20 protein-coding genes are annotated in these 25,213 nt (G+C 60.3%); 15 read left to right on the plus strand and 5 right to left on the minus strand.

What is annotated here, in order from left to right; all coding sequences use genetic code 11:
• Positions 1 to 90: 90 nt before the first annotated feature.
• Positions 91 to 2,286, minus strand: coding sequence for a transglycosylase domain-containing protein (locus ACQZ6F_RS14225; RefSeq protein WP_449093582.1), 2,196 nt, complete (start codon positions 2,284 to 2,286; stop codon positions 91 to 93).
• A 163-nt stretch (positions 2,287 to 2,449) separates the two neighbouring features.
• Here ACQZ6F_RS14225 and ACQZ6F_RS14230 point away from each other — a divergent pair, with 163 nt between their 5' ends.
• On the plus strand, positions 2,450 to 2,935 hold the full coding sequence (locus ACQZ6F_RS14230) for a YcgN family cysteine cluster protein (protein ID WP_077472628.1): 486 nt from the start codon (positions 2,450 to 2,452) through the stop codon (positions 2,933 to 2,935).
• On the opposite strand, the gene ACQZ6F_RS14235 is transcribed toward ACQZ6F_RS14230, so the two are convergent.
• On the minus strand, positions 2,913 to 3,242 hold the full coding sequence (locus ACQZ6F_RS14235; RefSeq protein WP_449093581.1) for an MmcQ/YjbR family DNA-binding protein: 330 nt from the start codon (positions 3,240 to 3,242) through the stop codon (positions 2,913 to 2,915). The two genes, ACQZ6F_RS14230 and ACQZ6F_RS14235, sit on opposite strands and share 23 nt — an antisense overlap.
• Positions 3,243 to 3,400: 158 nt before the next feature.
• Here ACQZ6F_RS14235 and ACQZ6F_RS14240 point away from each other — a divergent pair, with 158 nt between their 5' ends.
• From ACQZ6F_RS14240 to ACQZ6F_RS14300, 13 genes are all read left to right on the plus strand, one after another.
• Positions 3,401 to 3,709 carry a Dabb family protein gene (locus ACQZ6F_RS14240; protein WP_449093580.1) on the plus strand — a complete coding sequence of 103 codons (309 nt, stop codon included), beginning with the start codon at positions 3,401 to 3,403 and terminating at the stop codon, positions 3,707 to 3,709.
• Between the two features lie 552 nt (positions 3,710 to 4,261).
• Complete coding sequence (locus ACQZ6F_RS14245) at positions 4,262 to 4,510, plus strand: hypothetical protein (protein WP_449093579.1); 249 nt, start codon at positions 4,262 to 4,264, stop codon at positions 4,508 to 4,510.
• 138 nt (positions 4,511 to 4,648) lie between these two features.
• Complete coding sequence (locus ACQZ6F_RS14250) at positions 4,649 to 5,320, plus strand: response regulator transcription factor (RefSeq protein WP_068385405.1); 672 nt, start codon at positions 4,649 to 4,651, stop codon at positions 5,318 to 5,320.
• The gene (locus tag ACQZ6F_RS14255; protein WP_068385408.1) at positions 5,310 to 6,707 is read left to right on the plus strand and encodes an ATP-binding protein; all 1,398 of its coding nucleotides are present in this window, start codon (positions 5,310 to 5,312) and stop codon (positions 6,705 to 6,707) included. The genes ACQZ6F_RS14250 and ACQZ6F_RS14255 overlap by 11 nt, the downstream gene beginning before the upstream one ends.
• A 91-nt stretch (positions 6,708 to 6,798) precedes the next feature.
• Positions 6,799 to 7,230, plus strand: a complete 432-nt coding sequence (locus tag ACQZ6F_RS14260; protein WP_077472625.1) for a hypothetical protein — start codon at positions 6,799 to 6,801, stop codon at positions 7,228 to 7,230.
• Positions 7,231 to 7,326: 96 nt separating this feature from the next.
• The gene (gene ccmI / locus ACQZ6F_RS14265; protein WP_449093578.1) at positions 7,327 to 8,469 is read left to right on the plus strand and encodes a c-type cytochrome biogenesis protein CcmI; all 1,143 of its coding nucleotides are present in this window, start codon (positions 7,327 to 7,329) and stop codon (positions 8,467 to 8,469) included.
• Entirely contained in the window at positions 8,466 to 8,915 is a 450-nt protein-coding gene (gene ccmE / locus ACQZ6F_RS14270) for a cytochrome c maturation protein CcmE (RefSeq protein WP_077472623.1), read from the plus strand. Before ccmI ends, ccmE begins: the two co-directional genes overlap by 4 nt.
• On the plus strand, positions 8,912 to 10,900 hold the full coding sequence (locus ACQZ6F_RS14275) for a heme lyase CcmF/NrfE family subunit (RefSeq protein ID WP_449093577.1): 1,989 nt from the start codon (positions 8,912 to 8,914) through the stop codon (positions 10,898 to 10,900). Before ccmE ends, ACQZ6F_RS14275 begins: the two co-directional genes overlap by 4 nt.
• The gene (locus tag ACQZ6F_RS14280; RefSeq protein WP_077472622.1) at positions 10,897 to 11,370 is read left to right on the plus strand and encodes a cytochrome c-type biogenesis protein; all 474 of its coding nucleotides are present in this window, start codon (positions 10,897 to 10,899) and stop codon (positions 11,368 to 11,370) included. Before ACQZ6F_RS14275 ends, ACQZ6F_RS14280 begins: the two co-directional genes overlap by 4 nt.
• A gap of 168 nt (positions 11,371 to 11,538) precedes the next feature.
• Complete coding sequence (locus ACQZ6F_RS14285) at positions 11,539 to 13,095, plus strand: Do family serine endopeptidase (RefSeq protein ID WP_077472621.1); 1,557 nt, start codon at positions 11,539 to 11,541, stop codon at positions 13,093 to 13,095.
• Positions 13,096 to 13,203: 108 nt separating this feature from the next.
• Entirely contained in the window at positions 13,204 to 13,962 is a 759-nt protein-coding gene (locus ACQZ6F_RS14290; RefSeq protein ID WP_405048615.1) for a response regulator transcription factor, read from the plus strand.
• Positions 13,959 to 15,374 (plus strand): sensor histidine kinase, encoded by a 1,416-nt coding sequence (locus ACQZ6F_RS14295; RefSeq protein WP_077472620.1) that lies wholly within the window; start codon positions 13,959 to 13,961, stop codon positions 15,372 to 15,374. The genes ACQZ6F_RS14290 and ACQZ6F_RS14295 overlap by 4 nt, the downstream gene beginning before the upstream one ends.
• A gap of 41 nt (positions 15,375 to 15,415) precedes the next feature.
• Positions 15,416 to 18,376: a bifunctional [glutamine synthetase] adenylyltransferase/[glutamine synthetase]-adenylyl-L-tyrosine phosphorylase gene (locus ACQZ6F_RS14300; RefSeq protein WP_449093576.1), complete on the plus strand. Its 2,961-nt coding sequence runs from the start codon at positions 15,416 to 15,418 to the stop codon at positions 18,374 to 18,376.
• Here the strand turns inward: ACQZ6F_RS14300 and ACQZ6F_RS14305 are convergent, their stop codons facing one another.
• Both ACQZ6F_RS14305 and pepN read right to left on the minus strand, forming a co-directional pair.
• The gene (locus tag ACQZ6F_RS14305; protein WP_449093575.1) at positions 18,377 to 20,692 is read right to left on the minus strand and encodes a PAS domain-containing sensor histidine kinase; all 2,316 of its coding nucleotides are present in this window, start codon (positions 20,690 to 20,692) and stop codon (positions 18,377 to 18,379) included.
• Positions 20,693 to 20,921: 229 nt separating this feature from the next.
• Positions 20,922 to 23,570, minus strand: coding sequence for an aminopeptidase N (gene pepN / locus ACQZ6F_RS14310; protein ID WP_449093574.1), 2,649 nt, complete (start codon positions 23,568 to 23,570; stop codon positions 20,922 to 20,924).
• 494 nt (positions 23,571 to 24,064) lie between these two features.
• Between pepN and ACQZ6F_RS14315 the strand changes: the two genes are divergently transcribed.
• Complete coding sequence (locus ACQZ6F_RS14315; protein ID WP_077472616.1) at positions 24,065 to 24,940, plus strand: hypothetical protein; 876 nt, start codon at positions 24,065 to 24,067, stop codon at positions 24,938 to 24,940.
• A 97-nt stretch (positions 24,941 to 25,037) separates the two neighbouring features.
• Here ACQZ6F_RS14315 and ACQZ6F_RS14320 read toward each other — a convergent pair whose 3' ends face one another.
• Positions 25,038 to 25,202, minus strand: coding sequence for a hypothetical protein (locus tag ACQZ6F_RS14320; protein WP_449093573.1), 165 nt, complete (start codon positions 25,200 to 25,202; stop codon positions 25,038 to 25,040).
• Positions 25,203 to 25,213: the final 11 nt, after the last annotated feature.

Genomic DNA, 25,213 nt, shown 5'->3' on the forward strand with positions numbered 1-25,213 from the left:
CGGTGGGGGGAAGGGCAGGGCGTCGTCTGGGGCAGTTATGTCGATTTCAAGCGGAAATCCATGCCGCCTGATAGCTTCATTCGGGTAATGCTATTCCGCAGTAGCGACCTTTTGAGCTTCGAGCGCCGCCGCTGCCTTCAGTCTTTCACCGATATCGCGAAGGATCTTGGTGGAATCCACCGATAGGGAGCGTGGCCGGACGAGCGGTGGCAGGCCACCAGCTGCCGGGTCTGCCGGCTTCTTTGCCGCGACTGTCTGCGGTTTCTGCACCGGGAATGGATTGCTGATCCCCGGGATCGGCTTCAGCACCACGCCTTGGTTGGCATAGTCCATGATCTTCTTGAAGGTCATGGCCGGCAGCGTGCCGCCCGTCATGTTGTTGGTCGACGTATAGTCGTCATTGCCGAACCAGACGGCGCAGGTGTAGTTGCCGGTAAAGCCGATGAACCACGCGTCACGATAGGCCTGTGTCGTGCCGGTCTTGCCGCCGACGACGATGCCATTGTCCAGCGCCGCCTTGCGGCCGGTACCGATGATCGGAACCTGCGTCAGCATCTGGTTCATATAGGAGTTGGCTTGCTCGCTGAGGACCCGCTTGGCCGGCGGCTCGTCGCGATTGAAATCGTAGAGCACCTTGCCGTCATAGCCGGTGATCTGGTCGATGCCGTGGCGTCGCGATTGCATGCCGTCAGCGGGAAAGACCGCATAGGCCGTCGCCTGGTCGAGCACAGTCACTTCCGAGGTGCCGATCGGAATGGTCTTGTCGTTGCGGATCGGCGTTTCCACGCCCATGGCCTTGGCCATGTCGCGGATCGGCTGAATACCGAGCTTTTCCTTGGCCAGACGCACCGGGATGGTATTGATCGATTGGGCGATCGCCGTCGTCAGCGTTACCTTGCCCGCATAGCGGTTCTCGTAATTGTGCGGGCTCCAATTGCCCCAGGTGATCGGCGCGTCGACGATGGTGGAGGTCGGCGTCATGCCGCTCTCCATCGCCACGGAGTAAGTATAGATCTTGAAGGATGAACCCGGCTGGCGCAGCGCTTTTGTCGCGCGGTTGAATTGGCTCTCACCATAGTCGCTGCCGCCGACCATGGCGCGGACCGCGCCACCGTTTTCGATCATGACGCTGGCGCCCTGCTTGGCATGATAACGCTCACCAAATTCCATCAGGCTGGATTGGACCGAATCTTCCGCGGCCTTTTGCAGCCCCATGTCGATAGTCGTGCGCACGATCAGTGAACGTTCCGGAAAGCGCGTGGCAAGCCGCTGCACCTCATCGAAAGCCCAGTCGAGGAAATAGTCCGGCGTTTCGATCTGGGCGCGGTCGACGACGGAAGCGGGGTTGCGCCGCGCCGCAATCACCTGTCCCTCGGTCATCAATCCGCTCTGCACGAGGTTGGAGAGCACATCATTGGCGCGAGCGCGGGCGGCCGGCAGATTGACATGCGGCGCATATTTCGCCGGCGCCTTGAACAGGCCGGCAAGCATCGCGGCCTCGGCGAGATTGACGTCGGTGATGCTCTTGCCAAAATAGAATTGCGCAGCCGCAGCCGCGCCGAACGTGCCGCCGCCCATATAGGTGCGGTCGAGATAGAGGCTGAGGATCTCTTTCTTGGAAAGATTGGCCTCGAGCCAGATCGCCAGGAAAGCTTCCTTGATCTTGCGGTCGATCGAACGCTCATTGCTGAGGAAGATATTCTTGGCGAGCTGCTGCGTCAGCGTCGAACCGCCCTGGACGACGCCGCCTGCCTGAGCATTGACGGTGACGGCCCGGAACAGGCCGATCACGTCGATGCCGAAATGATCGAAGAAGCGCCGGTCCTCGGTCGCAAGCACCGCCTTGATGAAATAATCCGGCAGCTGATCCACCGGCACCGAATTCTCGTGAATGATGCCGCGATGGCCGATGACGTTGCCGTAGCGATCGAGAAAGGTGACGGCGAAATTGCCGCGATTGCGCCAATCGCCCTGCGTCGCCTCAAATGCCGGCATGGCCAGCATCAGCATGACCACCGAGCCGGCAGCGCCGAGCGTCAGGCCCTCGCCGAGCAGTTCGAAAACGATGCGTTTCCAGCCGCGTACACGGAATCGGCGGAAGAAAATCGTGATTTCTTCCCAGGTTTCCGCCAAACGGAAGCCGGCATTCCACAGGGTGGAGTCGATCCATGAATCGATGCGCAGAAAGAAATAGCGCTTTCGGCGCCGAGGCTTTTCGGCTCCGCTATCCTGTTGCGCTTCGGGCTCCATCTTCGGCCCGCCTTCTGGATTGGATGGGTCTTCCACGCTCTACTTCCCGACCGCTATAATGCTGCATGCCACCTTGTGGGACACGCAAAGCCCATTATCTCATAGAACGGCTAATTGAAGAATTGGTTGATTTAGAGAAAAGAACAATAGACACGCATGCCGCAGCCCGCATTTCCTGCCAGGGCGGCGAGGATTGACGATGGACGAGATACCTTTCTGGAAAAGCAAGACACTGGCGGAGATGAGCACGTCGGAGTGGGAGAGCCTTTGCGACGGCTGCGGCCTCTGTTGTCTCAACAAGCTCGAGGACTGGGATACCGGTGACGTCTATTTCACCTCCGTTCGCTGCAAGCTGATGGACAGCGAAAGCTGTCGTTGCACCAGCTATCCGAACCGTTGGGATTTCGTGCCTGATTGCGTGCAGCTGACCCCAGAGAAGGTAATGGAACTGGAGTGGCTTCCGCCGACCTGCGCCTATAGCCTCGTCAAGGAAGGGCACGATCTCTACTGGTGGCATCCGCTGATATCGGGCGATCCGGAAACTGTGCACATAGCCCGCGTCTCTGCCCGAGCCCGCACCGTCAGCGAGAATGACGTCGATGTCGAGGACTTCGAGGACTATGTCGTCGATTGGCCGTTGACCGCCAAGGATGATATGGAGCCTAATCCTCCGGCAAAATCATAGATTTCGGCGCCACGTTGCGCCAGGCACGCCGCACGAGCGTCTTGATCGTCTCGTGATCCGCGACGCGGTGGAAAAGCCGGGTCGAGCCTTTCAGCCCCCATCCGCCCGGCACGGCCTCAACGTGCTGCGGCATGATGGTAAGCGCCATCTGTTGCTGATCAGGCGTCAGTTTGACAACGCAGAAATCCGGACCAGGAAGGGTCATGAAGATCTTGCCCCCTATCCGGAAATCGCGAATTCCGAAATGTGAGCTTTCTGTCGCTTCCGGCAGGCTGAGGGCAAAGGCTATGAGATCTTCGTCGGTCATGCGCACGACAATATCATGCATGGGCGGTGCGGGGAAAATGGCTGTGGCTTGGTAGCCTGCGATGATGTCGCCTTGCTGAACACATCGCCTCTTCATTGAAATGAACCGGCGCGCATGATATCGCGCGGTGCCTTCGCACACGCTCAGGGAGCCGCCGCGTGATCCGTCATATCGTCTTCTTCACCGTTCCCGATCGCGCGAACCTCGGGGATGTCCGTTCCGGCCTGTCGATCCTCACAGCCATTCCGCATGCGCGCCTGCTGGAAATCGGCATGAATGTGAAGACAGATCAGCTCGGTACCGATGTCGATATCGTCGTCTATGGCGAGTTCGACGATGAAGCAGCGCTCGCTGCCTACAAGGCCCATCCGAATTATCAGCGCTCGATAGAGCGGGTGCGGCCATTGCGCGAAATGCGGATCGCTGCCGACTATGAGACGACGACTGCTATCCGCGAGCCGTTCTGAAAGAAAGGCCGATCAAAGGGCTTCGATCGCCATTGATTTCAGTTGATTGAGCACTCGCGCGGAATCGATTTGTCGAGGAGCGGATTCATTGCATGAGGCCGTTCAATCAACCTCTCACGTTCCGGACTCAACTTTGAAACAGGTGCCGGCAAGTGATTCAGAAGACTCAAGAAAACCCTGGCGTTTTACCTCAGTAAAACACCTGAAGGCCGGTTGCATTGGCCAATCCTGCGCGGTCGCTCATGACCGGCTTATGATCGAATGATAATCAAGAATGATTAAAAATGGTTGAGTCTCTCGTTTGTGCATGTGGTCGGAAGGCGGGCACAAGCGGTGTAACGGGCATGCATGGGCAATTGGTATCGATCGCGTTCGATCAATCGCCCTTGGCTTCGCTTCGCTGACTTGCCCATAATAGATTCAATGAGTTAAATCACGAATCGAGCGCGTCGCACGTTCTGCGAGCGGAAAATTACAGCCCATTCATTTGCCATTCAGACGTGTTTGGGTACATATTTGCTCAAGTTAATCTCCCCGTGGGAAGTCTGAAGCATGGCCTCAATTTCAAGCATAGCAGCAGCGGCCCTTGTCCTGGCCGGCTCGGCTGTTTTGCCGGCGCCGACGCCGACCCTGGTGGCCCGTGCCAACAGCGACTGCAGCGAAGCTGCGGCCGAGGTGGTTGAAAAGACGGGTGGGCAGCTCCTTTCCGCGCAGCCGTCGGGCGATAGTTGTGTCATCACCGTTCTTGTGCAGGGCAATGGGCAGCGTCCTCGCAAGGTAACGATGAAGGTGCCGATGTGAGGCATGGGCATGTTGGATCATAACGCGCAGCGGACGTTCTAAAGCCTTGAATCTTACGCAAAATCTTATCGTTTCCGTGATTCCACTGCAGCTCGATTTACAGTACTGTTTCTCGAACCGGGGAAATTGGGTCCAAACATGCGCATTCTGATAGTCGAAGACGATATCAACCTTAATCGCCAGCTCGCCGACGCCTTGAAAGAGGCCGGCTATGTGGTCGATACGGCCTTTGATGGTGAGGAGGGGCATTTCCTCGGCGATACCGAGCCTTACGACGCGATCATTCTCGATATCGGCCTGCCGGAGATGGACGGCATCACGGTGTTGGAGAAATGGCGCGGCGCTGGTCGGGCGACGCCGGTCCTGATCCTGACTGCCCGTGATCGCTGGAGCGACAAGGTGGCCGGCATCGATGCGGGTGCCGATGATTATGTCGCAAAGCCCTTTCATGTCGAAGAAGTGCTCGCCCGCATAAGGGCGCTCATTCGCCGCGCGGCCGGCCATGCCTCCTCGGAAATCATCTGCGGCCCGGTGCGGCTCGACACCAAGAGCTCGAAGGCGACCGTGAACGGCAAGCCGCTCAAGCTCACCTCTCATGAGTACCGGCTGCTCGCCTATCTCATGCATCACAAGGGTGAAGTCGTCTCGCGCACAGAGTTGGTCGAGCATATGTACGATCAGGATTTCGATCGCGATTCCAATACGATCGAGGTTTTCGTCGGCCGCTTGCGCAAGAAGATGGGGGTCGACCTGATCGAGACGGTCCGCGGCCTCGGTTACCGCATCCAAGCGCCGACCAATGCGAATTAAGTCACTCACCGCTCGCGTCCTGCTGTTGACCACGCTCTGGTCCGCCGTGGCGCTTGTCGTGATCGGCCTCGTCATTTCCAATATCTACCGCAAGAGCGCCGAACGCGGCTTTCAGGACCTGCTAAGGGCGCAGCTCTATAACGTCATCAACTCGGTGACGATTGGCGACCAGGGCGCATTGAACGGCAGCCCGCAGCTCGGCGACCTTCGTTTTGCCCAGCCGAAGACAGGCTGGTACTGGATGGTCGAACCGCTCGGCACCTATACGGCAACGCCCTTGGTATCGCCGTCTCTCGGCGCTTCGAACTTGCCTGTCCTCTCCGTACTGGAAGCGCCTTTCGACAAGAATTACGAGCGCTACTACATCGTCACGGACGCCTTCGGAAATCGCGTTCAGGTGGCCGAAACAGAAGTCGTGCTCGATACGGATGGCCGCGCCGCCCGCTTCCGCGTCACCGGCAACGTCGCTGTCGTCGAGGACGATGTCCGGAATTTCTCCCACAGCCTTTATTTCGCGCTCGTCGGCTTCGGTGTCGGCAGCCTCATCGTCAATGCGCTTGCCATTCTCTATGGCCTGAAGCCGCTCGATAAGGCCCGCGCGGCGCTGGAGCGTATCCGAGCGGGCGAGAGCGAGCGATTGCAGGGCGATTTCCCGCGCGAAATCCTGCCGCTCGCTAACGAGGTCAACGCGCTGATCGAAAGCAATAGGCGCATCGTCGAGCGGGCCCGCATGCAGGTCGGCAATCTCGCGCATTCGCTGAAGACGCCGATCGCGGTGCTGCTCAACGAATCCCGCGTGCTGGAGCGCTCGCATGGCGATCTGGTCAAGAACCAGGCCGAAGCCATGCAGGGCCAGGTGCAATCCTACCTGAACCGCGCCCGCATCGCGGCGCAGCGCGAATCCGTGCTGGCCCGCACCGAGGCCGAACCGGCGCTGGAGCGGCTTGTCCGCGTCATGCGGCGGCTCAATGCGGAGAAGGAATTCGAGCTCACCGTATCTCCCAATCTGGCGCTCGCCATGGAGCAGCAGGATCTGGAGGAGACGGTGGGCAATCTTCTGGAAAATGCCGCCCGCTTTGCCGAGCACAAGGTGCGTCTTTCCGCAACCGAGGCGCCGCCTGACGTCAAGGGCATCGACCCCGTGCGGCGTCATTGGGTGGAGCTGGTCGTGGAGGATGATGGGCCCGGCCTCGAGCCTGATCAGATCCGCGAAGCCATGAAGCGCGGACGCAGGCTGGACGAGAGCAAGCCGGGCACCGGTCTCGGACTATCGATCGTCAGCGAGATCACCAATGAATATCAGGGCCGGCTGGAGCTCTCCCGCGGTGCCTGGGGTGGCCTTCGTGCCAGCTTAATTCTGCCTGGCCTGACGAAGGATGTTGCGTGAAGCACGGCATGATGACAGAAAGAAGTTGTGGGTCATGATGATGCCGCAGCGCAGTACCTATGGTTTTGCTTGTTGATACTGGTTCGGTTGTATGAAGCTTCGTACCTTTTTCTTGATCACTCCCTCCCTCTTCGCAGCGCTTGCGCTTTCAGGTTGCTCGACCACGAGCAGCAATGGCAGCGGCGCGAGTTTGTTTTCAACCTCCAAGCCACCGGCATCGGCGACGTTCATTAGCGCGCTGGATGGCGGCATTGTCGAACGAACCGGCCTGAAGCTGAGCGACAGTGACAAGCAGCGGGCGCTGGAAGCGGAATATCGGGCGCTGGAAAGCTCGCCTCTCGGCCAGTCTGTGGTCTGGAAAGGCCGGGGTGCCAGCGGCGAAGTGGTGGCCGCAGCGCCCTATCAGGTCGGCTCGCAGAATTGCCGCCAATACACGCACACTGTCACGGTCGACGACAAGCCGACTATGGCAAGGGGAGCCGCGTGTCGCAATGACGACGGCACCTGGACGCCGCTCGACTAGCCCCAATGCGCCGAAAGGCGCGGCCAAACGCCTCAAATCTTCGTCAGCGAGGCTTTCGCGGTTGGAATAAGCGCCCCGTTAAAGTATTGGGCGTGTATGCTGTTCTGGATTCTCGTCGCCGTTCTGACGGCCGTTGTCGGCGCTGTGCTGCTTCACCCTCTTCTGCGTGGTGCAAAGGAGGCTGCGGACTGTCGTTCCGGAGAAGCCGAGGTCTATCGCGATCAGCTCCGCGAGCTGGATCGCGATCTTGCCGGCGGGTTGATTTCCACGGAAGAGGCCGGCTATGCCCGCGCCGAGATCGGGCGTCGCCTTATTGCAGCTTCCAAGGAGGAGGAAAGCGGAGCAAAATCGCCGAAGCGTGGCAGCTATCGCATCTCCCAGGCCTTTATCGTCGTGATGCTGCCCGTCATCGGCCTCTGTCTTTATCTTGCCAATGGCGATCCCGGACTGCCGTCGCAGCCATTGGAGGCGCGTCTGGAGAAGCCTGGAAGCGACCTCGCCCTTTCGATCGTCAAGATCGAGCAGCACCTTGCCAGAAACCCGGATGACGGCAAGGGTTGGGAAGTTTTGGCGCCGATCTACTTCAAGACCAACCGCATCGGCGATGCCGAGCTTGCCTATCGCAACGTCATCCGGCTACTGGGCCCGAGCGCTGCACGCCTTGGCGATCTGGGTGAGGTACTCGTGGTCAAGGCCAACGGCGTGGTGACGGCGGATGCGCGCAGCGTGCTGCAGCAATCGCGGGCGCTCGATGCCGCTAATCCGCGTACGCTCTTCTATCTGGCGCTGGCGCTTGAGCAGGAAGGCAAGGTGGCCGACGCGAAGACCGCCTTCGAGGCCCTGGCGAAGCAATCGCCGCCCGACGCGCCGTGGCTGGCTGTTGTCAATGAGCACATCGCCAAGAATGGCGGCACGCCTGTCGCATCTGCAAATGCCAATGCGCCGGGCAATCCGACCGCCGAGGAGGTCGCCGCCGCGAATACCATGAACACCGGCGACCGTCAGCAGATGATCCGTGGCATGGTCGAAAGCCTCGATGCCAAGCTTAAGGAAGATCCGAAGAATTTCGAAGGCTGGATGCGGTTGATCCGCTCCTATGTCGTGCTGAACGACAGGGATCGTGCCCTGGATGCGCTGAAGCGCGGCTTATCGGCCTTCCCGGCGGATGGCGGCGAGGGACAACAGCTCCTGGCACTGGCGAAAGAATTGGGACTGCCGACGGAGGTGACGCAGCAATGACCCGCAAGCAGAAACGTCTGGCCGTCATTGCCGGCGGCATGGGGTTCATCGCCACCGCCGTACTCCTCGTCCTCTTCGCCTTCAGCCAGTCCGTTGCCTATTTCTACATGCCGGGCGATCTCGCCAAGACCCCCGTCAATGCCGGAACGCTGATCCGCCTGGGTGGTCTGGTCGGTGAAGGCTCCATCAAGCGCGGTCAAGGCACGCAGGTGCAATTCTCCGTGACCGATGGCAAGGATACGATCAAGGTTAGATATGACGGCCTCCTGCCGGATCTCTTCCGCGAGGGGCAGGGTGTGGTGACAGAGGGCAAATTCGAGCCCGGCAGCGATGTCTTCGTTGCGGACAGCGTGCTTGCCAAGCATGATGAGCGTTACATGCCGAAACAGGTTGCCGACAAGCTGAAGGCCGACGGTGTCTGGAAGGGCGAGGAGGCGACCCAATGATCATCGAACTAGGACATTATGCGCTGGTGCTGGCGCTGGCGACCGCGCTCATCGTGTCCATCCTTCCCGTTGTCGGCGCCAGGCGCGGCGATGTGTCGATGATGGATATCGCGCCGGTCGGCTCGATCGTCACTTTCCTGCTCGTCACCTTTTCCTTCGGCGTGCTGACCTACGCCTATGTCGCCTCCGATTTCTCCGTGCTGAATGTCTGGGCCAATTCCCATTCGCTCATGCCGCTGATCTTCAAGATCTCCGGCGTCTGGGGGAATCACGAGGGATCGATGATGCTCTGGCTGCTGATCCTGGTCTTGTTCAGTGCGCTGGTCGCGCTGTTCGGGCGCAATCTGCCAGACGTGCTGCGGGCCAATGTTCTGGCCGTTCAATCCTGGATCTCGTCCGCCTTCCTGATTTTCATCTTGCTCACCTCCAATCCGTTTATCCGGCTTGATCCCGCGCCGGCCGAGGGCAAGGATCTCAATCCTGTCCTGCAGGATATCGGCCTCGCCATCCATCCGCCCTTGCTCTATCTCGGCTATGTCGGCTTTTCCGTCTGCTTCTCTTTCGCTGTGGCGGCACTGCTGGAAGGCCGCATCGATGCGGCCTGGGCGCGCTGGGTCCGTCCCTGGGCGCTCGCCGCCTGGAGCTTCCTGACGCTCGGCATCGCTATGGGTTCCTACTGGGCCTATTACGAGCTCGGCTGGGGTGGCTGGTGGTTCTGGGATCCGGTGGAGAATGCCTCCTTCATGCCCTGGCTCGCCGGCACGGCACTGCTGCATTCGGCACTGGTCATGGAGAAGCGCGATGCGCTGAAGATCTGGACGGTGCTGCTGGCGATCCTGACTTTCTCCCTCTCGCTGCTCGGCACTTTCCTCGTCCGTTCGGGTGTGCTCACCTCGGTTCATTCCTTCGCCAGCGATCCGACGCGCGGCATCTTCATTCTCTGTATCCTGCTGCTCTTCATCGGTGGTGCACTGACGCTCTTCGCCTTCCGGGCGCCAAAGCTTGCCGCCGGCGGATTGTTCGCACCGATCTCGCGTGAGGGCGCGCTGGTCCTCAACAACCTCATCCTCACGGTCGCCTGCGGCACCGTCCTCACAGGCACGCTCTATCCGTTGGCGCTGGAAACCCTGACCGGCGACAAGATTTCCGTCGGGCCGCCTTTCTTCAACATGACGTTCGGATTGTTGATGATGCCGATCCTCATTGCCGTGCCCTTCGGCCCGCTGCTTGCCTGGAAGCGAGGCGATCTGCTCGGTGCCTTGCAGCGGCTCTACGTCGTGGCCGGGTTGGCGTTCCTTGCGGGGCTCGTCCTGTTCTATCTCAAGCACGGCGGTCCGGTGCTTGCCGTTCTGGGATTAGCCGCCGGCTTCTTTCTGTTCTTCGGCGCGCTGGCTGATCTCTGGTATCGCGCCGGCGTCCGCAAGGTGGCTGCCAATGTCGCCTGGCGTCGTCTGCGCGGCCTGCCGCGCTCGGCCTTCGGCACCGCGCTTGCCCATGCCGGCCTCGGCATCACCGTGCTCGGCATCGTCGCCGTGACGACCTTCGAGACGGAGAACATCACCAGCATGAAGCCCGGCGAGACCGCCGAGCTTGGTGGCTACAGCCTGCGCTTTGACGGCATGCAGCCGGGCGTCGGCCCGAATTTCACCGAGGATCGTGCCCACTTCACGGTGAGCCGTGGTGGTGTCGCCTTCACCGAAGTCTCGTCATCCAAGCGCGTCTTCACGGCCAGCCGAACGGGAACCACCGAAGCCGGCATTCTGACGCTCGGCCCCAACCAGCTTTACGTGTCGGTCGGTGACGTCAGCGAGGATGGCGGCATGGTGGTACGCATCTGGTGGAAGCCGTTCATTCTCTGCATCTGGATGGGCGCCCTCGTCATGGCGATCGGTGGTTTCGTTTCGCTCAGCGACCGTCGTCTGCGCGTCGGTGCGCCGAGCCGGAAGGTGAAGCCGGTGCGCCCCGCCATGGAGCCGGCCGAATGAGCAGGAATTGGTTTGGCTTTGTCCGACTATGCCTCTGCCTTGCGGCAATCCTGACACCTTTGTCCGCCTTTGCCGTCAATCCGGATGAGGTCCTGCAGGATCCGGCGCTGGAGGCGAGGGCGCGCACGATCTCCGCCGAATTGCGCTGCATGGTCTGCCAGAACCAGTCCATCGACGATTCCAATGCCGATCTCGCCCGTGACCTGCGGCTACTCGTGCGCAAGCGACTAGGCGATGGTGATACCGATCAGCAAGTTCTTGATTATGTCGTCTCGCGCTATGGCGAGTTTGTGCTGCTAAAACCGCGTCTTACCGAAAAGACGCTCATCCTCTGGGGCGCACCGATCGCGCTCTTTATCGTGGGTGGATTCGCCCTTGCCGTCTATGCCCGCCGCCGTGCCGGCAAGCCCACTGGCAAGCCTCTGAGTGCCGAGGAAGAGGCTCAGTTGAAAGAGATTTTGGGGAAGTGACGCGGTCGCGTTACCCTTCACTCCATTGGAAACATTTCCTTACATTACGAATTTTTCATGGGGCGGACAGTTCGCTGTAAGGTCCGGCGCCCTATATGTTTACAATCACAAATCACAGCCGGTTCCCGCCGGTGGAAATCTGACGAGAGAAGAGAAGGTAACTCGCATATGTTCAGGAATATCAAGAACACCTTGTCCCGTAGCACCGCTATGAAGGCTTCTGTCGTCGCCGGCCTCGCTGTCGCCGCGCTGGCCACGGGTGTTCCGGCTGTCGTCAGCAATTCCTATGCCGATGCCGTCAATGTGCAGGCGCCGCAGGTTCCCAGTTTCGCCAACGTAGTCGATGCCGTATCGCCGGCAGTCGTCTCGGTTCGCGTCGAATCCCGCGTCAATCCCGTTGCGGATGAAGACGACTCCTTCGGCCTTGGCCGTGGCTTCGACGATCTTCCCGATGATCACCCGCTGAAGAAGTTCTTCCGTCAGTTCGAGCAGCAGCAGGGCCGTGGCCAGCAGAAGGGCCAGAACCAGCAGAAGAATTCGGAAGACGGCAAGGGCCATCTGCGTCCGGTCGCCCAGGGATCCGGTTTCTTTGTCTCTGAAGATGGTTACATCGTCACCAACAACCACGTCGTTTCCGATGGCGCTGCTTTCGTCGTCGTCCTCAATGACGGCACCGAGCTTGATGCCAAGCTCGTCGGCAAAGATTCGCGCACCGACCTCGCTGTTCTGAAGGTCGATCCAAAGGGCAAGAAGTTCACCTATGTCGGCTGGGCCGATGATTCCAAGGTCCGCGTTGGTGATTGGGTGGTGGCCGTCGGCAACCCGTTCGGTCTCGGTGGAACCGTCACGGCAGGCATCGTCTCGGCCCGTGGCCGCGATATCCATTCCGGTCCCTATGACGATTACATCCAGATCGACGCACCCGTAAACAAGGGCAATTCCGGCGGCCCGACCTTCAACCTCAACGGCCAGGTGGTCGGCATTAACACTGCCATCTTCTCGCAGTCCGGCGGCAGCGTTGGTATCGCCTTCGCAATCCCGGCAACGACCGCCAAGGATGTCGTCACCGATCTGATCAAGACAGGCACCGTTTCGCGCGGCGCTCTCGGCATACAGATCCAGCCCGTCAGCAAGGATATTGCCGAATCCCTCGGTCTTTCCGAAGCGAGCGGCGCACTCGTCGTCGCGCCGCAGGACGGCTCGGCTGGCCAGAAGGCCGGTATCAAGAACGGTGACGTGATCACTGCAGTCAATGGCGAGCCGGTCAAGGACCCGCGTGATCTGGCCCGTCGTATCGGTGCCATGCAGCCGGGTACCAAGGTTGACGTCTCTCTCTGGCGCAATGGCAAGTCTCAGTCGCTTAGCGTCGAACTGGGAAGCTTGCCGGCAGATCAGAACCAGGCCTCCGGCGACGACGCTCAGCCGGCCCAGCCGCAGCAGCCGTCCTCCGAAAAGGCTCTGGCCGATCTCGGCATGACGGTCGGTCCGTCCGACGATGGCAAGGGTGTGGCAATCACCGCCGTTGATCCCGACTCCGACGCCGCCGACAAGGGCATCAAGGAAGGCGAGAAGATCACCTCGGTCAACAACCAGCAGATCTCGAATGCCGGCGACATTGCCAAGGTCATCGAACAGGCGAAGAAGGATGGCCGCACGCGCGCGCTATTCCAGATCCAGTCCGATGACGGCAGCCGCTTCGTCGCCCTGCCGATCAACGCGGGCTGATCCTTTCAGCCTAGGCGATAATGCATTGGGAAGCCGCGTAGGCCACGGCTTGCGCGGCTTCCCCTTTTAAAAGATGTCAATGATGACTGGCTCCAAGGCAGGTGAAACATGACAACCGCTGGCCAACATGCCGTGAATTCCGCCGATTCTGGTTGTACCGAAGCACCCTCGGCAGGTAATGTCGCCCACATGAAGATTCTGATCATTGAAGACGATCTCGAGGCGGCGGCTTACCTCACAAAGGCGTTTCGCGAGGCTGGCATTATTGCCGATCACGCAAGCGACGGCGAGAGCGGTCTCTTCATGGGCACAGAGAACACCTACGATGTTGCCATCATTGACCGTATGCTGCCCCGCCGCGACGGATTGTCGGTCATCAGTGAACTGCGTCGCAAGGGCGTGCACACGCCGGTTCTGATTCTCTCCGCACTCGGCCAGGTCGACGATCGCGTCACCGGCCTGCGTGCCGGTGGTGATGACTATCTGCCGAAGCCCTATGCTTTCAGCGAGTTGCTGGCGCGTGTGGAAGTGTTGGGGCGCCGCAAGGGCACGCCCGAGCAGGATGTGCTTTATCGTGTCGGCGATCTTGAACTTGACCGGCTGTCACATGAAGTTCGCCGCGCCGGCAAGGAAATCCTGCTGCAGCCACGTGAATTCCGCCTGCTCGAATATCTGATGAAGAATGCCGGCCAGGTCGTGACGCGCACCATGCTGCTCGAAAATGTCTGGGATTATCATTTCGATCCCCAGACCAACGTCATCGATGTGCACGTCTCGCGGCTGCGCTCGAAGATCGAGAAAGATTTCAGCCAGCCGCTGCTCAAGACGATCCGCGGTGCCGGCTACATGATCAAGGACGAAGGATGAGTCGCTTCCGCGTCCTCTTCAAGTCCACAGCAGTCCGCCTTTCCGCCCTTTACATCCTTCTTTTTGCGCTTTGTGCCGCCACGCTGGTCTTCTACGTGACGGCCATGTCCGAGCGGTTGCTGACCGGGCAGATCCGCGATGCCGTTCAGCAGGAAGTCAATCAGGTCAAGCGCGCTTATGATATTGGCGGCCTGAACCTGCTTCTGCGCACGATGGAGCGCCGGGCCCGGCAGCCAGGCGCCAATCTCTATGTCATTGCCGGCCCGTCCGGCGATATTCTCGCCGGCAACGTGGCTTCGGTGCAGCCAGGCGTGCTCGGTCAGGCCGGTTGGACGGAGCTGCCTTTCACCTACGAGCGTTATACCGACGCATCCAACGATCCGGAGCTGCGGCATCTGGCGATCGCTAATATTTTCATCCTGGATAACGGCCTTCGCATCCTGATCGGCCGTGACCTCGGCGAGCCCGAACGCTTCCGCGTGCTGGTGCGGCAGGCGCTGATGCTGGCGCTGGCGATCATGGGTCTCGGTGCGCTGGTGATCTGGTTCGGCATCGGCCGCAACGCCCTGCGACGCATCGACCGAATGACAGGCGCCAGCCGCAAGATCATGGCGGGTGACCTCTCGCAGCGTCTGCCCGTCGGCGGCTCCGGCGACGAGTTCGACCGCATGTCGGCATCGCTGAACGCCATGCTGGAACGTATCGAGAAATTGAACGAAGGCTTGCGACAGGTCTCCGACAATATTGCGCATGACCTGAAGACGCCGCTGACGCGGTTGCGCAACAAGGCCGCCGACGCGCTCGACAGCGCAGACAGTGAGGGTCGCCGCGTCGCCCTGGAGGGCATTATCGGTGAATCCGATCAGCTGATCCGGACCTTCAATGCACTGTTGATGATCTCCCGTGTCGAGGCGGGGTCGGTCGCCGCTGAAATGACCGCCGTCGATCTTTCTTCAATCGTCACCGATACGGCCGAACTCTACGAGCCTGCAGCCGAAGACGTGGGTCTGGCTCTTACAGCCGATATCGAGCCGGATGTCGAAGTCCAGGGCAATCGCGAACTGATCGGCCAGGCACTCTTCAACCTGATCGACAACGCCCTCAAATACGCAACCGGCAGCCAGGGCCAGCCTGCGATCACATTCAAACTCTCGCGTACGCATGATGCGGTAACGCTCGCCGTCGCGGATCACGGCCCAGGCATTCCCGCTCATCAGCGCGCCGACGTCGTCAAACGCTTCTTCCGCCTGGATGAAAGCCGCTCCAAGCCGGGAACCGGCCTTGGTCTTGCGCTGGTGGAAGCGGTCATGGAGCTGCATGGCGGCCGGCTGGAGCTTTCGGATACAGATCCCGATAATCCCACCGCCAAGGGACTAACGGTAACGATGATCTTCCCCATGCAGAAACAATAGGTTAATCCTGCCTTATCCGATTGCTCCTTGGGGAGAGCTGCATGACGACGACGCAAGGCGATTTGCTGCGGGATGTCCCGGCTGGGCGACTGCGACCGCTGAACCAGACGGAGATGAAATCCGCACTCGCCGATCTCAAGCAGATCGCCGGAGCGGAACCCGTCGTTGCGGCCCTGCTCGCCGGCGAGAGCCCCTTGCGGGATTTTATCGTCGCAGCGCTGGCGCTGTCGCCGCATTTGCGCGAAACCGCCAATCTCGAACCTTCGCTGCTCGTTGCCGCCATCGAGAAGCCACTATCGTCGCAGGTCGAAGCCTTGGTTCAACAGGCGCGCCATGCCTGGCTGCCGGCAGAAAATGGTGGACCGTCGCCTTCGGAAGGCGAGGTGATGACGCGCTTGCGCGTCGCCAAGCGCCGGGCTGCCTTTCTGATTGCGCTTGCCGACCTCGCCCGCATCTACGACGGAAGGAAGACCACCCACTGGCTGAGTGCGCTGGCGGAGGCGTCGATATCGGCCGCAATCGACCACTTGCTGCTGTCCTCCCACGAAGCCGGCAAGATCTCGCTTCCCGATCCCACGAGCCCGAGCCTCAAATCCGGCCTGATCGTGCTTGGCATGGGCAAGCTCGGCGCCGAGGAATTGAACTATTCGTCGGATATCGACGTTGTCGTTTTCTTTGATGAAACGGCCGGCATCGTTCCCAATCCCGAGGATGCCATCGATATTTTCCCCCGGCTGATGCGCCGGCTGGTGCGTATCCTGCAGGAGCGCACGGCAGATGGCTACGTCTTCCGCACCGACCTGCGCCTGCGCCCCGATCCCGGTTCGACGCCGCTGGCGATCCCGGTCGATGCCGCAATGAACTACTACGAGGGCAGGGGGCAGAACTGGGAACGCGCCGCCTTCATCAAGGCGCGGCCGGTTGGCGGTGATATCGCCGCCGGACAGGCCTTCATCCGCGACCTCGTACCCTTCGTCTTCCGCAAGTATCTGGACTATGCCGCCATTTCGGACATCCATTCCATCAAGCGGCAGATCCACGCGCACAAGGGGCATGGAGCGATCGCGGTCAAGGGCCACAATGTCAAGCTCGGCCGCGGCGGCATTCGCGAGATCGAGTTCTTCGTGCAGACCCAGCAGCTGATTGCCGGCGGCCGCATGCCGTCGCTGCGCTGCCGCGGCACGGAGGAGACGTTGGCGGAACTCACCAAGGCGAAATGGATCGACGCGGAAACCCGCGACGAACTGGCGGCTGCCTACTGGTTTCTGCGCGACGTCGAGCATCGCGTGCAGATGGTGCGCGACGAGCAGACGCATCTGCTTCCCGAAACGGATGCCGAGCTGAAGCGCGTTGCCTTCATGATGGGTTTTGCCGACGTATCCGCCTTTTCCGAGGCTCTGGTCACGACCCTGAAAACGGTCGAGCGGCGCTATGCGCATCTGTTCGAGCAGGAAACGAAGCTGTCGACAGAAACCGGCAATCTCGTCTTCACCGGCCAGGGCGATGATCCCGATACGCTGGAAACGCTCCGCCATCTCGGCTTCGAGCGGCCGTCGGATATCTCCAATGTCATCAGGACCTGGCACTACGGACGATACCGCGCCACGCAATCGGTCGAGGCGCGCGAGCGGCTGACCGAACTGACGCCGGAGTTGCTGCGGGTCTTCGGCGAGAGCAAGCGTGCAGACAAGGCGCTATTGCGTTTCGACAGTTTCATCTCCGGTCTGCCGGCGGGCATACAGCTGTTCTCGCTGCTCAGCACGAACCCGGCCTTGCTCTCGCTTATCGTCAACATAATGTCGTCTGCGCCGCGGCTTGCCGAGATCATCGCCGCCAAGCCGCATGTCTTCGATGGCATGCTCGATCCCGGCCTGATGGCCGAACTGCCGACGCGCGATTATCTGGCGGAACGCATCAAGAGCTTTCTTGCCCCTGCAAGGCATTACGAGGAGGTGCTGGACCGGCTGCGCATCTTCGCCTCCGAACAGCGCTTCCTGATCGGTATTCGACTGCTGACCGGTGCTATAGGCGGCAACATGGCCGCCCGCGCCTTCACCTATCTTGCCGATCTGATCGTCGAGGCGGCGCTGGATGCGGTGATGAAGGAAATCCGTTCGGCGCATGGAGACTATCCCGGTGGCCGCGTTGCCGTCGTCGGCATGGGCAAGCTCGGAAGCTTCGAGCTCACGGCAGGCTCCGACATCGATATCATCCTGCTCTACGACTATGACGATACGGGAGGAGAATCCTCCGGTGCCAAGCCGCTGGATGCGACCCGCTATTTCACCCGCATCACGCAGCGCCTGATCGCGGCTCTCTCGGCGCCGACGGCCGAGGGCGTGCTCTACGAAGTCGACATGCGCCTGCGCCCATCCGGCAACAAGGGGCCGGTCGCCACGCGCATCAACTCGTTCGAGAAATACCAGCGCGAGGAAGCCTGGACCTGGGAACACATGGCGCTTTCGCGGGCTCGCCTGATCTACGGCGACGAGGAGCTGGTGCTGAATGCCGAGCGCATCATCGGCGAGGTTCTGTCGGTAAAGAGGGACGTTGCCAAGATCGCTAAGGACGTCCGGGAGATGCGCGGCCTGATCGAACAGGAAAAGCCGCCGGAAAGCATCTGGGATATGAAGCTGATCCCTGGCGGGTTGATCGACATCGAATTCATCGCGCAATATCTACGGCTCATTGCGCCGGCGCGTGGTGTCGGTGTCGACGCAAACGGGCTCAGCACGGCCGAGGCGCTGAAATTGCTGGGTGGCAGCCTGATGGATCGCAACGATCTGGATGTCTGCCTGGAGGCGCTTCGCCTCTATTCGGAACTGTCCCAGCTGATCCGGCTTTGCATCGATGGCACGTTTGATCCGGGAAATGCGCCTTCAGGGCTGATCGAGCTGGTCAGTCGCGCCGGCGACTGCCCCGATATTCGCACGCTGGAAGCCGAGCTGAAACGGCTGTCGAAGGCAGTGCGGAAGGTATTTCAGGCGACGGTTGGGAACTGATCAGCCCTGATTGGGGATGCGGATGGCGATGACCGTGCCGATGCCTTCGCGGGAACGGATGCGCATGCGGCCCTGATGCAGTGTTGTCAGCGAGCGTGAAATCGCAAGTCCCAGGCCGGAGCCTCCCTTGCTCTTCGCATATTGGCTTTGCACCTGCTCGAAGGGTTGGCCGATCTTGCTCAAGGCGGATTTCGGAATGCCGATGCCGGTATCGGCGATGATCAGCATCACGGCATCCTCGACCTTGCGGGTGCGAACCGCGATGCGTCCGCCATCATTGGTGAATTTCACGGCGTTGGAGAGCAGGTTGAGCAGGATCTGTTTCATGGCGCGGCGATCGGCGCTGAGCTTGACGTTGGGAGAGACGCACTGCTCGACGAGAATATTCTTGTGTGCCGCAGGGATGCGGGTAAGGCGCAGGCATTCCTCGATCAGGGGCGCGAGATCGATCTGCTCGCGGGAGAGCTTGATGTGCCCTGCCTCGATTTTCGACATATCGAGGATATCGTTGATGACGTTGAGGAGATGCTTGCCGCTGTCGTGGATATCCCTGGCGTATTCATTGTATCGGGCGGAGCCGAGCGGACCGAACATCTGATCCTGCAGGATCTCCGAGAAGCCGAGGATAGCGTTGAGCGGCGTGCGCAGCTCGTGAGACATGTTGGCGAGGAATTCCGATTTCGCCCTGTTGGCGGCTTCTGCGCGCTCTTTCTCTGCGAGATAATTGGTGTTTGCGGTCGAAAGCTCGGCCTTCTGCCGCTCCAGGATTTGCCGCGACGCGGAAAGGTCGTTGATCGTCGCCATCAGTCGGCGCTCGGAATCGCGTAGACGTTCCTGGTTGCGCTTCAGCTGGGTGATATCCGTGCCGACGGAAACGAGACCGCCGTCGCGAGTGCGGCGTTCGTTGATCTGCAGCCAGCGCTCGTCGGCAAGCTGGACTTCCGTGGTCTGCGAATGATTGGAGCGGCCCGGGTCGACGATGCGACGCTCGATGACAGGGCGAACTGCAGCAGCATTGACCACGGCGCGTTCGGTGCCCGGCACCAGCACATTGTCGGGCAGGCCATAAGCCTGCTGGAAGTGGGCGTTACACATGACGAGGCGGTCGTTCTTGTCCCACAGAACGAAGGCTTCCGAGGTGCATTCGATCGCGTCCGCGAGACGCTGATCGGCCTCGGCGTAGCGTTGCGCCAGCCGGTGCTGCTCCGTTACGTCCATGGCGATGCCGATCATGTGCACGTGGCCGGAATTGGTGCGGATGACCTGGGCGCGAGCCCGCATCCACACATAATGACCCTTGGCGTGCCGGATACGCAGGATCTGATCCACCTGGCCGGCGCTGCCGCGCGTGACGGAACGGGCCAACACTTGCAGGCTGCTGTCATCCGGGTGCATCAACCGAGCCGCATCCGTGAAGGCGAATGGTTTGTCGACGGCCGGTAGCCCGAGCATGTCGTACATCGACCGGGACCAGAAGAATTTGCGCGTGGCGAAATCGAAATCCCAGAGGCCGCAACGGCCTCGCGAAAGCGCCGTCTCGACGCGCAGGTTGGATTCGAGGAAGATCTCGTCTGCATCGCGGGCTCGTCTCACCTGCGTGTAATATGCGTAGAGAATGACGAGCAGGATCGAGGAGATGCCGGCAAAGAGCGTGACGTTGAGTGTCAGCTCATCGCGCCAGAGCTTCTCGATCTGCTCCATCGAAGCCGCCGATAGAACGAAGTCGCCCTTGTCGCCCACGAGCGAAATTGCCGCGTAATAGGGCTCGCCGTCGATCATCGTCTCGATGACGCCGGCATGATCGCCAAAATTCCGGATGGCGGAGACTTCTGGAAAGAAATTGGAGATCAACGTGCCGATATAGGCGGAGCCGGCGGCCGACGAGCCGAAAACGCGCCCGCTTGATTGCACGAGCAGAACGAAGGCGCCGGCATCAAGCCGATCCTGTGGCAGATAGGTGGCGAGCTTCCGCTCTGCATTGCCGCGGTCACCCGCCTGGAAGAGGCTGGCATCGTTGGAGAAGGCAGCCGACGCGGCGGCAATGGAGAGCGAGGTCATGCGCCGCGCCGAGGCCGCCATGCGGCTATGCTCCGTCACCATGCCGAAGAAATGCGACGCAGCGACGACCATCAGGAAGGAAACGATGAGAACTGGAATGATGCGCTTGAGGATATGTTCCGTCTGCGGAAAACGACGTGAAATCGTCTCCACTCGCGCGCCTGCTCGATCGGTAACGCCGCTGTGCCAGGACTTTAGACCGTCGAAATTAACACGCAGCCGTCCATCGGCCGCGGTTGCCCGCCGCACGTCCACCATCGCTTTAGCCTTGTCCCTCGTGTGATTCGCTGCGCCGCTCGCCCGAATCTGCCTTAATGAATCACTCGTGATTCGCCTTGTCCAGAGGGCGAGGTAAAACTTTCTTAACCATATGGGATTTCAGCATTTTTTGCACACGCAGCGGTAAGCCGCGCGCATACGAGACTCGCTGAGGCTGAAAAAGACGCTGCAAATCAGTCGTCGTTGGCGACGGCCAGACGGATCGGAATCACTCTTTCAGAATGCGCTCCACAATGTCGCGGACGTCAGTCGAAAGGTTGCCGGCACGCTCGATTCGCAGCAGGGCGGAGCGGGCATGGTCGGCGCGCACCGGTTCCAGCAGGCGCCAGGAGCGCATGGAGGTCAGGATGCGTGCGGCAAGCTGCGGATTACGCTGGTCGATATCAAGGATTTCATCGGCAAGAAGACTGTAGCCGGCACCATCCGCGCGGCCAAAGCCTGTGGGGTTGGCGAAGACGAATGTGCCGAGCACGGCGCGCATGCGGTTCGGATTGGTGCGCTTGAACAGCGGCAGGTCCATGAGCTGACGGATGCGGCCTAGTGCGCCCGGGCCGGGGATGCCGGCCTGGATGGCGAACCACTTGTCGATGACCAAGGGATTTTCGGAGAAGCGGTTGCGGAAATGCTCCAGCGCCGCCGCCGTCTCCGCCGTCTCGGGAAAGCGATGCGCGAGAATGGTCAGCGCGGCGCTGAGATCGGTCATGTTGTTTGCCGAATCGTAAGCCGCCTTTGCGCGGGCAGGCGTATCGTCCAGCAGCGACAGATAGGTGAGCGCGGTATTGCGCAGCGCCCGGCGCCCGGCGCTTGCGGCATCCGGGCTGAATGGGCCTGATGTCTGCATGCCCTCATAGAGCGCTGTAAAGATATCCTTGCCAGTCTCGGCAACCTGCTTGAGGATCGCCTGACGGGCGGTATGGATGGCATCCGGATCGTTATCGCCGCCAAGCTCGCGACCAATGTCGGCTTCGCTCGGCAAGGCCAGCGCCTGAGCCCGGAAGGCCGGCTCAAGGCTGTCGTCATTCGCTGCTGCTAGCAGCGCATCGATGAAGGCGGAATCGCAGGTGACGGCATCACCCTGGCGCGCGTCGCGAGCCGCCTGCAGCAGATTGGGCAGCCCAAGGTCGATCAGAGCCTGCCAGCGAGCGAAATGGTCGGTCTCGTAGCGAGCGATTAGTGCCAGATCCCGAGCGCTTTGATTGAACTGCAGATTTATCGGCGTCGAGAAGCTGCGGTTAAGCGACAGGACCGGCCGCGACGGGATGCCGTGGAAGACCACCGTCTGCGCTTTTTCTGTGAGATGCAGCACGTCACCGGCCAGCTCGGCGCCGGTCACGGAGGTCGGGACGATCGCAGCGCCGCTTTCGGCAATCAGCGCCAGGCGCAGCGGAATATGCAGCGGCTTCTTGGCAGTCTGGCCCGGCGTCGCCGGCTGCATTTGTTCCAGCGCCAGCGTGAAGGTCTTGGCGGCAGCATCATAGTCGCCCGAGGCAGTCACTAGAGGCGTGCCGGCCTGGTGATACCAAAGCGAAAACTGCGTGAGATCGCGGTGGCTGGCATCCTCGAAACATCTGACGAAATCTTCGATGGTGACAGCCTGTCCGTCGTGGCGATCGAAATAGAGATCCATGCCCTTCTTGAACAGATCGCGGCCGAGCAGGGTGGCGATCATGCTGGTGACTTCGCTGCCCTTCTCGTAGACCGTCGTCGTATAGAAATTGTTGATCTCGCGATAGGTCGTCGGGCGTACCGGATGGGCGAGGGGGCCGCTATCTTCCGGAAACTGCTCCGACTTCAGATGCCGAACCTCGGCGATGCGCGTGACCGGGCGCGAGCGCTGGTCGGCGGAAAATTCGTGGTCGCGATAGACCGTCAGGCCTTCCTTGAGGCAGAGCTGGAACCAATCGCGGCAGGTGATGCGGTTGCCCGTCCAGTTGTGGAAATATTCATGCGCGATGATCCGCTCGATATTGGCGTAGTCGGTATCGGTTGCGGTTTCCGGATCGGCCAGCACGTACTTGTCGTTGAAGACGTTGAGACCCTTGTTCTCCATCGCCCCCATATTGAAGTCCGACACGGCGACGATCATGAAGATGTCGAGATCGTATTCGCGGCCGAACCGCTCTTCGTCCCACCTCATCGAGCGCTTCAGCGCATCCATGGCGTAGGTCGCGCGTGGCTCCTTGCCGTGCTCGACATAGATCTTCAAGGCCACTTCGCGGCCGGACATGGTCGTGAACGTATCCTCGACGACACCGAGATCACCGGCGACGAGCGCGAAGAGGTAGCTCGGCTTTGGATGCGGATCGAACCATGCGGCGAAATGCTTGCCTTCGCCATAGCCGGCGCCGCCGAGGAAATTGCCGTTCGACAGCAGCAGCGGGTTTGCCGCCTTATCGGCGATGATGTTGACCGTATAGGGCGCGAGAACATCCGGCCGGTCGGGGAAATAGGTGATGCGGCGAAAGCCTTCGGCCTCGCACTGTGTGCAATAGACCCCACCGGTGCGGTAGAGGCCCATCAACTGCGTGTTGGCCTCCGGATTGATCACCGTGGTGATCGTCAGTTCGAAGGGATTGCTTTCCGGCAGACCGCGAATGGTCAGGCTGTCGGGTGAGGCTTCGTATCGGTCGGCCGGGACTTCGTCCTGATCGATGAGCAAGCCGGAAAGGACGAGTTCATCCCCATCGAGCACCAGCGGCGCTTTTGGATCAGTGCCCTCGCGGCGGTGAAAGATCAGCCGCGCCTCCACCTTGGTCTCGGTCGGATGCAGATCGAAGGTAAGGTCCACGCGTTCCAGAACGAAGTCGGTGGGACGATAGTCTGCCAGAGAAATGATCTGGCCGGTGTCTGTTCGCATGGTCAATCCTGATCAAGGCTTATGCTGTTCGGGTGCAATCCGAAGCGCTGCCTCGGGTTGAAGGTCGGCGCATCATTACATCGAAATCTGAACCAAAGTTAAAGTCATATCATCACTCCATAATGTTTTGCCGTGGCACAGTAAGTATTCGCTTGGTGAGCCAGTTTTCTTATCAGGGCAGGCACCACTTTCGGATGTATATCCAGTCGGCTCGTTTGCATTTCCCATCTGTTTTTACGGGTGCTAACGCGGTTGTTGCCGTGGGAATTGACGGCCTATCGTTGCTGTGCTGTCTTCTGGAAACATCATATTCGGCTAGAGGGCAGTTACTTAGAGTAAATTATTTGTTTAACCTCTTGCGATAAAAGGGCCTCTGCATAACTATAGCATGCTATTAGATGTTGGAATTATGATCGATTCCAGTGAATTCGTTCACAAAAATGAAACATCCTCCCTTTGTTGATAATTGAAATGGGCACCCCAAGGAGGCCCGATTGAGCTTTTCCATCGAGCAGCTTGCTCGCCATCCCAAGTTCCTCGTGGCGCTCCGCTTTCTTGCGGAGGCGTTGCGAAATCGCTATGACCATGGCCCGAGGATCGCGCGTGTACTGGCTTCGCATCAGCGCTGGCTCCTTACCCAGACGGCCTATGCGCTTCATCTTGAATACAACCCGGCCCTGCCTGGCTCCGGACTGACCGTCGTTGGTCTTCGTGATCTCATTACGCATCATCGCGTTGCCAGCCGCAATACCGTGTTGAGCTTCGTCGACGAATTGCTCAACTATCGTTTCATCATGCTCGCTCCCGGCCACACCAGGCGTCCGCGGCGTTATGTGCCGGCCGAAATTAGTCACACGGCGATGTTCGGGTGGTATCTATCCAATTTGGCGGCGCTCGATCTGCTGGATGATGGTGGCCGGGCCGCAGCGCTTGCCTCGTCTCCGGCGTTGCTGGATTTGGCGCAGCCGCGCATGGCGCGTCATTGTCTGGAGACGGAAGTCTGGCGCGAACCGCCGGAATGCATAGGCCTGTTTCTCTGGACGGAGGCAGGCGGTCTGGTCGTCGACTACATCATATCGCAAATGGATTTGACGAACGAAAACGCGGATCGAATCGATATCGGGCGCGTCGATGCGCGCGCCCTTGCGGCACATTTCATGATATCGCGCACCCATTTGCAGCGTCTTTTGCGCAAATCGGCCGATCGTGGCGACATTGGCTGGCACGACGAGGCCAAGAAGACGCGAATGTGGATATCGCGCAATTTCCTGGATCAATATTGCGGATGGCAGGCGGTAAAGCTGGCGGCGGTCGACGAAGCTTTTGCCTGGGCTCTGTCCGTCACGGCGGGCAACGATCCGAAGCAATGATGCGATTGGAGATATCAGCGTCGTCCCGGCGCTGTTCAGGCCTTGCCTTCAGAGCAGGACATGGTCGTGGGCTTGCTGATCCCGTCCAATGGATTTCCTAGAGGGGAATACCGGTCGCTGCTACCCGTGCGGGGCTTGCGTCTCGGCAATCGTCCTTGCGAAGGCCGCGCGCTCGCTCGAATTCCTCGGCTGCCCGCACAGCGGAGCCGATATGGCCGACCGAATCGAAAAGAGTGATAAGCGAACGCAAACCCGAAGACATGATGCAATTCC

Source organism: Rhizobium sp. A22-96 (assembly GCF_053521805.1).

Excerpts from the sequence above, each read along its gene's own strand:
- pepN (WP_449093574.1), bottom strand. The coding sequence starts at position 23,570 with ATGCGAACAGACACCGGCCAGATCATTTCTCTGGCAGACTATCGTCCC.
- ACQZ6F_RS14260 (WP_077472625.1), top strand. The coding sequence starts at position 6,799 with ATGAAGCTTCGTACCTTTTTCTTGATCACTCCCTCCCTCTTCGCAGCG.
- ACQZ6F_RS14320 (WP_449093573.1), bottom strand. The coding sequence starts at position 25,202 with ATGTCTTCGGGTTTGCGTTCGCTTATCACTCTTTTCGATTCGGTCGGC.
- ACQZ6F_RS14290 (WP_405048615.1), top strand. The coding sequence starts at position 13,204 with ATGACAACCGCTGGCCAACATGCCGTGAATTCCGCCGATTCTGGTTGT.
- ACQZ6F_RS14280 (WP_077472622.1), top strand. The coding sequence starts at position 10,897 with ATGAGCAGGAATTGGTTTGGCTTTGTCCGACTATGCCTCTGCCTTGCG.
- ACQZ6F_RS14295 (WP_077472620.1), top strand. The coding sequence starts at position 13,959 with ATGAGTCGCTTCCGCGTCCTCTTCAAGTCCACAGCAGTCCGCCTTTCC.
- ACQZ6F_RS14235 (WP_449093581.1), bottom strand. The coding sequence starts at position 3,242 with ATGACCGACGAAGATCTCATAGCCTTTGCCCTCAGCCTGCCGGAAGCG.
- ccmI (WP_449093578.1), top strand. The coding sequence starts at position 7,327 with ATGCTGTTCTGGATTCTCGTCGCCGTTCTGACGGCCGTTGTCGGCGCT.
- ACQZ6F_RS14285 (WP_077472621.1), top strand. The coding sequence starts at position 11,539 with ATGTTCAGGAATATCAAGAACACCTTGTCCCGTAGCACCGCTATGAAG.
- ACQZ6F_RS14300 (WP_449093576.1), top strand. The coding sequence starts at position 15,416 with ATGACGACGACGCAAGGCGATTTGCTGCGGGATGTCCCGGCTGGGCGA.
- ACQZ6F_RS14230 (WP_077472628.1), top strand. The coding sequence starts at position 2,450 with ATGGACGAGATACCTTTCTGGAAAAGCAAGACACTGGCGGAGATGAGC.
- ccmE (WP_077472623.1), top strand. The coding sequence starts at position 8,466 with ATGACCCGCAAGCAGAAACGTCTGGCCGTCATTGCCGGCGGCATGGGG.
- ACQZ6F_RS14245 (WP_449093579.1), top strand. The coding sequence starts at position 4,262 with ATGGCCTCAATTTCAAGCATAGCAGCAGCGGCCCTTGTCCTGGCCGGC.
- ACQZ6F_RS14250 (WP_068385405.1), top strand. The coding sequence starts at position 4,649 with ATGCGCATTCTGATAGTCGAAGACGATATCAACCTTAATCGCCAGCTC.
- ACQZ6F_RS14275 (WP_449093577.1), top strand. The coding sequence starts at position 8,912 with ATGATCATCGAACTAGGACATTATGCGCTGGTGCTGGCGCTGGCGACC.
- ACQZ6F_RS14255 (WP_068385408.1), top strand. The coding sequence starts at position 5,310 with ATGCGAATTAAGTCACTCACCGCTCGCGTCCTGCTGTTGACCACGCTC.
- ACQZ6F_RS14305 (WP_449093575.1), bottom strand. The coding sequence starts at position 20,692 with ATGGTGGACGTGCGGCGGGCAACCGCGGCCGATGGACGGCTGCGTGTT.